Annotated in this window: 9 protein-coding genes and 2 pseudogenes; 4 read left to right on the top strand and 7 right to left on the bottom strand. The window is 66.3% G+C overall.

From position 1 onward, the window contains the following. On the top strand, positions 1-444 hold a 444-nt coding region (locus QZX79_RS11685), incomplete at its 5' end, for a TetR/AcrR family transcriptional regulator (protein ID WP_294568447.1). A 157-nt stretch (positions 445-601) separates the two neighbouring features. Beyond that, positions 602-1,837 (top strand): MFS transporter, encoded by a 1,236-nt coding sequence (locus tag QZX79_RS11680; RefSeq protein ID WP_294568446.1) that lies wholly within the window; start codon positions 602-604, stop codon positions 1,835-1,837. Between the two features lie 176 nt (positions 1,838-2,013). Here QZX79_RS11680 and QZX79_RS11675 read toward each other — a convergent pair whose 3' ends face one another. Together QZX79_RS11675 and QZX79_RS18585 are read right to left on the bottom strand one after the other, a co-directional pair. Continuing rightward, positions 2,014-2,400, bottom strand: a complete 387-nt coding sequence (locus QZX79_RS11675; protein WP_294568445.1) for a hypothetical protein — start codon at positions 2,398-2,400, stop codon at positions 2,014-2,016. Between the two features lie 49 nt (positions 2,401-2,449). Then, positions 2,450-2,587 (bottom strand): annotated as a pseudogene (locus tag QZX79_RS18585) (hypothetical protein); the annotation flags it as partial. Positions 2,588-2,754: 167 nt separating this feature from the next. Here QZX79_RS18585 and QZX79_RS11670 point away from each other — a divergent pair. Further along, positions 2,755-3,531, top strand: coding sequence for an alpha/beta fold hydrolase (locus QZX79_RS11670; RefSeq protein WP_294568444.1), 777 nt, complete (start codon positions 2,755-2,757; stop codon positions 3,529-3,531). 249 nt (positions 3,532-3,780) lie between these two features. Here the strand turns inward: QZX79_RS11670 and QZX79_RS11665 are convergent, their stop codons facing one another. From QZX79_RS11665 to QZX79_RS11655, 3 genes are all read right to left on the bottom strand, one after another. Next, a complete protein-coding gene (locus tag QZX79_RS11665) occupies positions 3,781-4,647 on the bottom strand; it encodes a CPBP family intramembrane glutamic endopeptidase (RefSeq protein ID WP_294568443.1) in 867 nt (288 codons plus the stop codon). After that, the gene (locus QZX79_RS11660) at positions 4,644-5,456 is read right to left on the bottom strand and encodes a CPBP family intramembrane glutamic endopeptidase (protein WP_294568442.1); all 813 of its coding nucleotides are present in this window, start codon (positions 5,454-5,456) and stop codon (positions 4,644-4,646) included. Before QZX79_RS11660 ends, QZX79_RS11665 begins: the two co-directional genes overlap by 4 nt. A 99-nt stretch (positions 5,457-5,555) precedes the next feature. Further along, positions 5,556-6,257 (bottom strand): AIM24 family protein, encoded by a 702-nt coding sequence (locus QZX79_RS11655; protein WP_294568441.1) that lies wholly within the window; start codon positions 6,255-6,257, stop codon positions 5,556-5,558. Between the two features lie 275 nt (positions 6,258-6,532). On the opposite strand from QZX79_RS11655, the gene QZX79_RS11650 reads away from it, so the two are divergent. Continuing rightward, complete coding sequence (locus tag QZX79_RS11650; RefSeq protein WP_294568440.1) at positions 6,533-6,877, top strand: hypothetical protein; 345 nt, start codon at positions 6,533-6,535, stop codon at positions 6,875-6,877. 267 nt (positions 6,878-7,144) lie between these two features. Here the strand turns inward: QZX79_RS11650 and QZX79_RS11645 are convergent, their stop codons facing one another. Together QZX79_RS11645 and QZX79_RS11640 are read right to left on the bottom strand one after the other, a co-directional pair. Beyond that, positions 7,145-7,732, bottom strand: coding sequence for a DUF6596 domain-containing protein (locus QZX79_RS11645; RefSeq protein WP_366484945.1), 588 nt, complete (start codon positions 7,730-7,732; stop codon positions 7,145-7,147). Between the two features lie 15 nt (positions 7,733-7,747). Next, positions 7,748-7,988: pseudogene (locus tag QZX79_RS11640) on the bottom strand (RNA polymerase sigma factor); the annotation flags it as partial.

Here is a 7,988-nt window from a genome sequence, read left to right as displayed (position 1 = left end):
CGCAAAGTGGCCCAGCACGCCGATGTTCCGCTGGGATCGATGACCTACCATTTCACCGACATGGACGAGCTGCTGCTCGAAGCCTTCACCCGGTACGCCGACCGGATCTTCAAGCGCTACTCCGAACGGGTTCTCGCCGCCCACTCCATCGATGACCTGATCGGGGCGGTGGTGGATCTGGTGCATCGTGAACTGGTCCAGTCCCCCGAGGACCTGGTCCTCAGCCTCGAGCTCTACACCCTGGCGGCGAGGAAACCGGAGTTCCGGCGCATCACCCACCGGTGGATGCGCAACAGCCGCAGCGCCCTGGAACGGTTCGTCGACTCCGAAACCGCCTTCGACCTCGACGCGCTGATCGAGGGATTGTTCATCCACACCAGCCTGGACCAGGCCGCCCGGCCCCGGACCGACACCGAACGCGCGGTACGCCGGCTCCTGACCTGATCCTGAGCGCTCACCTCAGACAGACCCAGGCTCCGGCCTTTCCCGGCAGGACCCAACCAGCAAAACGCCGGCCGCACCCTGGCCAGCGGCGCACCAGCCCTCCCCTACCCGTCCTTCGACATGTTCCATGCCCCCACAACCGCCTTGAGGATCGCCCATGACCGCCACGTACGCACCACCCCGCCCCCCGGTGGACCGCCGGACCCGAAACGCCCGGGTCGCTGTTGCCGCCCTGTTCTTCACCAACGGCGCCCTGTTCGCGAACATCCTTCCGCGTTACCCGGAGATCAAGGCCGACCTGGGTCTGGCCAACCTCGAGTACGGCCTGGCCGTCGCGTCCTTCCCGCTGGGAGCGCTGCTGGCGGGACTGGCCGCCGCGCCCCTGATCCGGCGCTTCCGCTCATCCCGGGTCGCCGTCGCCGGCACCGTCGTGACCGGGATCGGCGTCGCCGTGGCAGGATTTGCCGATTCCTGGGCCGTCCTTGCCGCCGCGCTCCTGCTCGGCGGCGCCATGGACGCCCTCACGGACGTCGGCCAGAACTCCCACGGCCTGCGCGTCCAACAGCGCTACGGGCGCTCGATCCTCAATTCATTCCACGCCGTCTGGTCCATCGGGGCGATGACCGGCGGACTCATGGGAGGCGCGGCGGTCGCCCTGGGCATACCGCGCGGGACGCACCTCAGCGTGAACGGGGCGCTCTGGGTCATCGTCGCCCTGACCTCCTACCGTTTCCTCCTGAAAGGTCCCGAGCCCACAGAGATCACCGCCCCGGCACCGACGCCCGGCGGCCCCCGCCCGGCAACCCGGCGCACCGCACCGTTCATCACCCTCACGGCGCTGGTCGTCCTCGCCGTCGCCGCGACCGTGGCCGAGGACGCCGGTGCCACCTGGGCCGCCGTCTACCTCTCCGGGACGCTCGGGGCGGGTATCAGCGTCGCGGCCCTGGGCTTCGTGGCCCTCGTTGGCGCCCAGTTCATCGGACGCCTGTTGGGCGACGGCCTGGTGGACCGGTTCGGCCAGCGCTCGGTGGCCCGCGCCGGCGGGGCCATCGTGTTCCTCGGCATGGGCCTGGCATTGATATTCCCCTCCGTCCCGGGAACCATCATCGGCTTCGGCCTCACCGGATTCGGCGTGGCCACCCTCGTACCGGCGGCCATGCAGGGCGCCGACGAGATCCCGGGCCTGCGGGCCGGCACCGGCCTCGCGGCCGTGAGCTGGCTGATGCGGGCAGGATTCCTTCTCTCACCGCCGATCGTCGGCCTCATCGCCGACAACCTCGGCCTGCGCCCCGGATTGTTCGTCGTACCCCTGGCCGGCCTGCTCGTCATCGTCCTCGCCGGCGTCCTGTCCACCCGGCGCGCCCACCGAACTCACCCAGCACCTAAAGACTGAGGCGCGACACAGCGCTTTACCGCTTCGGCAGCGGACGATGTGAACGCCGAACGTGCCGACGGCGTGCTGAGGCGATGTCAAACCGAACGGCATGAGGACTGCAGCGTCGATCGACTTCCCAAAAATAGCTCCCTCGCCCGGCCACCGGGGTTGCAGCCAACCGATCGCCGGACCGGTCAGTGAGCGTGAGCGGCGCGCTTCTTGTGCGCACTGAGGATGCCCTTAATCGCGAACGCCACGAATATCAGGGCCAGGAGCGAACACGGAGTGTCGGAGAATCCCGCAAGGTCGCGCAAGGTCAGGGCGGCGAGCAGGAAATTCAGCTGCAGCCCCGGCCAGTAGGTCGAGCTGGCGGCCAGGACCACGGCCAGCGCCATGAAGAGGGGGGCAATGATGGGCCACTTGTGATGCGAGCGTTCCTCCTCGCGCAGTGCGGGCTTCCACCAGCCCAGCACCGAGGCGACGATCACGAGGTAGACCCCGCCGGCGGCAAGCGGCAGGACCCCGCCCAGGAGCAGGTTGCCCGTCGATGCTTGAGGCGAGTGCGACGCTACGTCGGCCAACGACAAACCAGGAAGCCGGACCGAGGATCGGGAAAGCGAGCAGGATCAAGACCCATGCGGCCCGCGCCGTTCTGGTTAGGCGGCGGGACTGCGCGATGCTGATGCGGGCCACCACGACAATGGCGACGGCCAGCGCACCGGCGGCTGGGCGCCGGAGACCACGCCCACGCACCAGTGGGAGATTCATCATCAACCTCCCATCTCCCATTCGTGGTGCCCCGCCCGCAAGCAATCCGTTTACGGGATGCGCAGGAAGGGGCTTAGATGAAGTGCGTAACTGGTCGAGGCTGCTGAGGCTTCGGTGGGCGTAAGGGGCAGAGAACAGGATGTATCCGTCTGGATAAGGAGGCACCGATGAACGGACCGACAGCGGGAAAGCCGTTTCGAGTGGAGCAGACATGGTTCGCCGAGTATGGGCAGGGCCCTCCGGCCGTGCTGCTGCACCCGGGCGGGGTCGATGCCCGCTCCCTGCAGATAACGGTCGACGGAATGAGCCCCTACTTCCGGGTGTACACCCCGGAGCGCCGTGGCCATGGCCGGACACCGGACGTGGACGGGCCGATGTCCTACGAGGCGATGGCCGAAGACACCATCGCGTTCCTCGAGGCCAATGTTCCCGGACCGGTGTCCCTCGTCGGGTGCAGCGACGGGGCGGTCGTCGCCCTCGCCGTGGCAATGCGGCGCCCCGATCTTGTCAGCCGACTGGTCTGCGTGGCCGGAGTGTTCAACCGCTCCGGCTGGATGAACGGCTCCGACGCAGGAGAAGTCCCCGACTTTATCCGCCAGGGGTACGGCGAGCTCTCCCCCGACGGCGCCGTACATTTCGACGTCGTGATGGGAAAACTCGATCAGATGCACGCCACCGGTCCCTCCTATACCGCCCAGGATCTGGCGACGCTGCCGACAAGGACGCTGATCATGATCGGCGATGATGACGAGGTCTCCCTCGAGCACGCCGCGGCGATGTACCGGGCACTCCCGGAGGCCGAGCTGGCCGTCGTGCCCGGGACCTCTCACGGCCTGCTCGTCGAGAAGCCGGAACTGTGCAACCTGCTCATCATCGACTTCCTCAGCAAAGCCCCCGTCCCCACCTTCGCTCCGATCCGAAGGGCACTCGACGTCTCCGGATAGAGGTTCAGTCGCATTGGAAAATCGTCGACCGTCTCGATATTGACGCCCTATGCCCGTTGACGGCGTCGGGGCGGATGTCCCTGCCGGAGTTGGCGTACCGCCTCCGGTGCGGACTCCCACAGGTCCATTCACCCGGACGACTGCCGGAATGTTCACCGTACGCCGGACACGGGCTTGGGCGGAGACGACACGGCCGGCTCAACGCACCAGCCCGATGCGCCAGTACAGTGGCGAGCGGGGCGATGGACGTCAGGGTGTCTGTGCCTCGGTTGGGGCTGGCACGTTTTGGCGGTTTTGGCGGTTTCGGCGGTCTTCGAGGATGACGCTGATAACGCTCACGGCGGAGAAGACGAGGAGGAGGATCTGGGCTGTGGCGCTGACGCTTTCGTTGGTGGTCAGCGCTTCGCTGTGGAGGGAGTGACCTCCGCTGGGGGCTCCTGCAGCGAGGTAGAGGACCCCGTCGGTGAGGGCGTGGACGAGGATCGCGACCCAGAGCCTGCCGGTGACGCGGCGGATCCAGTAGTAGGCGATGCCGGCCATGATGATTGCGGAGACCTGGAACAGGATGAAGGCCAACGGGGCGCCTGTGAAGAGGTCGCCGACGATGTGGGCGAGGCCGAAGCTGATGGAGGTGATCAGGAGGGTTGCAAGTTCCCCGTGGCGTTCGCGGACGCCCACCAGGAGGATCCCGCGGACGTAGAGCTCCTCGCCGAGCCCGACGAGGAGGGTTCCCACACCGATGATCAGGACGGTGGTGATGGCGACGTCGGCCCACGCTACGTTGCTGAAACCGCTCAGGGGCAGGATGGCGGCCAGGACCGGGATGGCGATGAGCCAGTAACGGCGTGGTCGCATGGTGGGGGTGGGCTGTTCAGTCCAGATACCCTGCCACCCGGCCCAGCGAATGAAGAACAAGCCTGCGCCGATCCCGATGACGAGCGGTATGTAGTGGGAGTAGACGAACTCCGCGGTATCGTCGCCTTCGGGTGCCAGACCGCCGAGGAGGTTCCCGACGACGGCCGCGAGGAAGATGTAGAAGGCCAGGGCGACCAGGCCTATCCAAATGGCGGGCCTTACCCGTGCGGTGGTTCCGGTGGAACTGCTGGAGTCGATCATGCTGTCCTACTCTCGCGATGATGGATTTGCTTGGGCTGGTCGGAAGGGTCCGGCTGGTTGGTGGTGATGTGTTCGTTGGCTCCGCGGATGACGAACGCGACGCTGATGAGGGCGAAGACGATGACCGGGAGGTAGAGAACCTGGATGAAGCCGGCCGCGGGACCAGGTGTCCCGTTGCCGAGGACGAAGATGTTGAAGTCCCAGAGTGCGTGCAGGATCATCGCGGGGATCAGGGAACCGGTGGTGCGCCGGAGGATGTAGAGGACGGTGCCGGTGCCGAAGGCGGCGGCGACCTGTGCCAGGGTCCCAGGAACCGGTAGTCCGAGCACGATGTTGATCAGGTGCATGAGGGCGAAGAGGGCGGAGCTGATCAGCCACACCCATACTTCTGCCAGCCGGGTCCGTAATCCCACCAACAGAACACCGCGGGTGACGACCTCCTCGGTAAAGCCGACAAGGCAGAGGCCGAGTGCTGCGAGGAGGAAAGCGCCGGAGACAGCACCCCAGTCGGCCGAGATGAGGCCGACGATCGCGATGCCGGCCATGAGGATCGGGGCGATGATCGGCCAGCGGTGACGGCTCCGTTCCCGCTCGTGGATGACCGGCCGCCACCAGCGGAGCCAGGTGATCAGCGGAACCAGGATGATGGTCGCGATGATCAGGGACAGCACCACCCCGATGAACAGGTTCCCTGCGGAAGCGCCCCATTCTGTGTAGGGGATGCCGGTGGAGGACTGCACCACCAGGACGAGCAGCATATAGCCCACGAACACGGCCAGACCGATCCAGATGCGCGGGGTGACCCGCATACGTCCCCCTGACGTGAGCAGCAGTTTCCGGTGAGTGAAGCTGGACCAAATGGTCGGGTGAGGCCCGGGCGTTACTGCTGTGAACGACCAGGCCGTGGGTTACTCTCTGCTGCTGGTCTGGCGGGGCAGGTAGGGCTGAATTGCGGATGCCAGGGCAGCCGGTGTCATGGATTGCAGCCAGATCGTTGCCGGTCCGTGCACTTCGGCCAGGAACAGTGAGTCGCCGAAGATCTTGTTCTTGACGCCTTTCACCGTGGCGAACTGGAGTTCCATCCCCGCCGGGTACATGGCCAGGTGGCCTGGGTGGATCAGCAGGGTTTCGCCGGCGGCGAGGTTCAATTCGGTCAGTTCACCGGCCAACTGCAGCCAGGCGGTCCCGGTCCCGGAGAGTGCCTGGAAGACGACCCCGACCCCGCCGAAGATCCCGGCGCCGAGCTTCTTCTGCACGCCGACGGACACGTCAACGCCGGCGGTGCTGGCCATGTAGGAGCCGGACTGCACCATGAACGCCGTGTCCGGGTTGAGGGCGACTTCCCGGATTGTGCCGGGCAGGCTGGCCGCGAAGGTCATCCTGCCGCCAGCGGCCGGCGCAGTGTATTCGGTGAGGAACAGCTGTCCCCCTCCGAGCGCACGCTTCAACCCGCCCATGAACCCACCACCGCCGCCATGCGCGGAGGAGGTGTCCATCGCGAAGCCCGGAGTCAGCCACCCGATGTCGCCTCCCTCAGCGATGACTTGCTCTCCCGCCTCGAGGGCGAGCTCGAGAACAGGCATCGACGTTCCGGAAATAGTGCTGCGCATCAGGTATCCCCACGTCGTTCTTCGGATCCGGAGACACGTTGTCTGCCCCCGGCTAATCGATCGCTCATGATCTGACCACAAGATAGTTCCGCTTCCACTGTTGATAGAGGAAACGTAAGCCTCGCCCGTTAACGGGCTGGGCCAATTTTTTCAGATCACAGGGACAACGCAAGTGAACTATTCGTGAACCCACCTGCGCGGTTCCGCCACCAGCAACAAGTCTCCGACCGGTTGGCTCACATTGAGCGAGGGGTGGCCGTGCGCAGCTTCCATGTGTGGACTGGGACTGGGACTGGAGCAGGAGCTATGGCCAGAATCTGATTGTCGGCGCTGCCTCGTACTGTCTCCACGCGGGCCAGAAGAAGTGCCACGCCGCCTACTACGCGAAGCGGATGGACGAACGGATCGAGGAATTCGTCATGCGCGAGGAACTGATCATGCTCACTGCGGCCGAGCTCGACGTCGAGAACTGCCGGCCCACTAACTTCCCGGAACCACGCCGGGTGGATGCGCGGGTTCGCTACCCGTCGAACGCCATCCGCGTCCAGGCCCACGGGATACTACATCCGCACAGCTGGGAAGATTCGGTTCCTCGAACCGTTGATCAAGATTCAGCGTGAGGGGTGGGTGTGGCTGGACGCTGTCACACCGGCCGATTCTGCCAAGTCTTCTGATGGAAGCCAATCCGGCTGATGAGGCTCTACTCCACTACCTCGGGCAATGTGTCGACGTCGCCGCGGGCGATACAAAGCGCGTCCGTCAGACCGGTCACTCGAGATCCAAGCTCCCCTTTGCTGACGGCTTCGGCTTCGACAGCAGAAGCGGCTGCGGAGGCTACTCATTCCAGGCCTGCCACCTCCGAAGTCTTAGGGGGCGGGCATCCGGTGTCACCCGTCCTCCACCACCATGTGCAGCCGGTTCTCGAGGAAGGCACGCTCGACGGTATTGTCGGTCAGCAGCAGCGCCTCGGTATAGGCCAAGTGCGCCTCACGCTTCCGCCCGAGCCGCCGGAGCAGATCCGCCCGCGCAGCCGGCAGGTAGCCGTACCCGGCGAGTTGCGGTTCCCCGGAGAGGGCATCGAGGGCGGCCAGGCCGGCAGCAGGACCGAGAGCGAATCCGACGGCCACGGCCCGGTTGAGCGCCACTACCGGAGAGGGCCACAGCTCCACCAGCACGTCGTACAGGGCGAGTACCTCCCGCCAGTCGGTTTCCTGCCAGCTAGGCGCCTCCGCGTGCACGGCCGCGATCGCTGCCTGCAGCGCGTACCGCGACGGCGGCCGCGCACCCAACGCCTCCCGGACAAGGCTCACTCCCTCGGCGATGGCGGCGCGGTCCCAGCGCATCCGGTCCTGCTCCTCCAGCAGCAGCAGTCGTCCCTCGGGTGTCGTGCGGGTGTCGCGGCGCGCATCGGTGAGCAGGAGCAGGGCCAGCAGGCCTGCCACGGAGGGGTCGCGCGGCAACAGCCTGCGCAGCAAGCGGCACAGCTCGAATCATCGTTCCACGAGGTCGCGGCGTACCAGTTCGTCCCCGGCAGGAGCGGTGTGACCGGTGGTGAAGAGGCTGTGTACCACCAGGAGCACGGCGTCGACCCGGCCCGGCAGGTCAGCTACCGAAGGCACCCGGTAAGGGATACGGGCAACGGCGATCTTCTTCTTCGCCCGGGTGATGCGGGCGGCCATCGCCGCCTCGCTGACCAGGAAGGCCCGCCCCACTTCGGCAGTGGACATGCCG

Source organism: uncultured Arthrobacter sp., from assembly GCF_902805515.1.
Lineage (GTDB): Bacteria > Actinomycetota > Actinomycetes > Actinomycetales > Micrococcaceae > Arthrobacter_D.
Note: the sequence above shows the minus strand (reverse complement) of the source record. Positions and strands in the feature narration are given on the sequence as shown.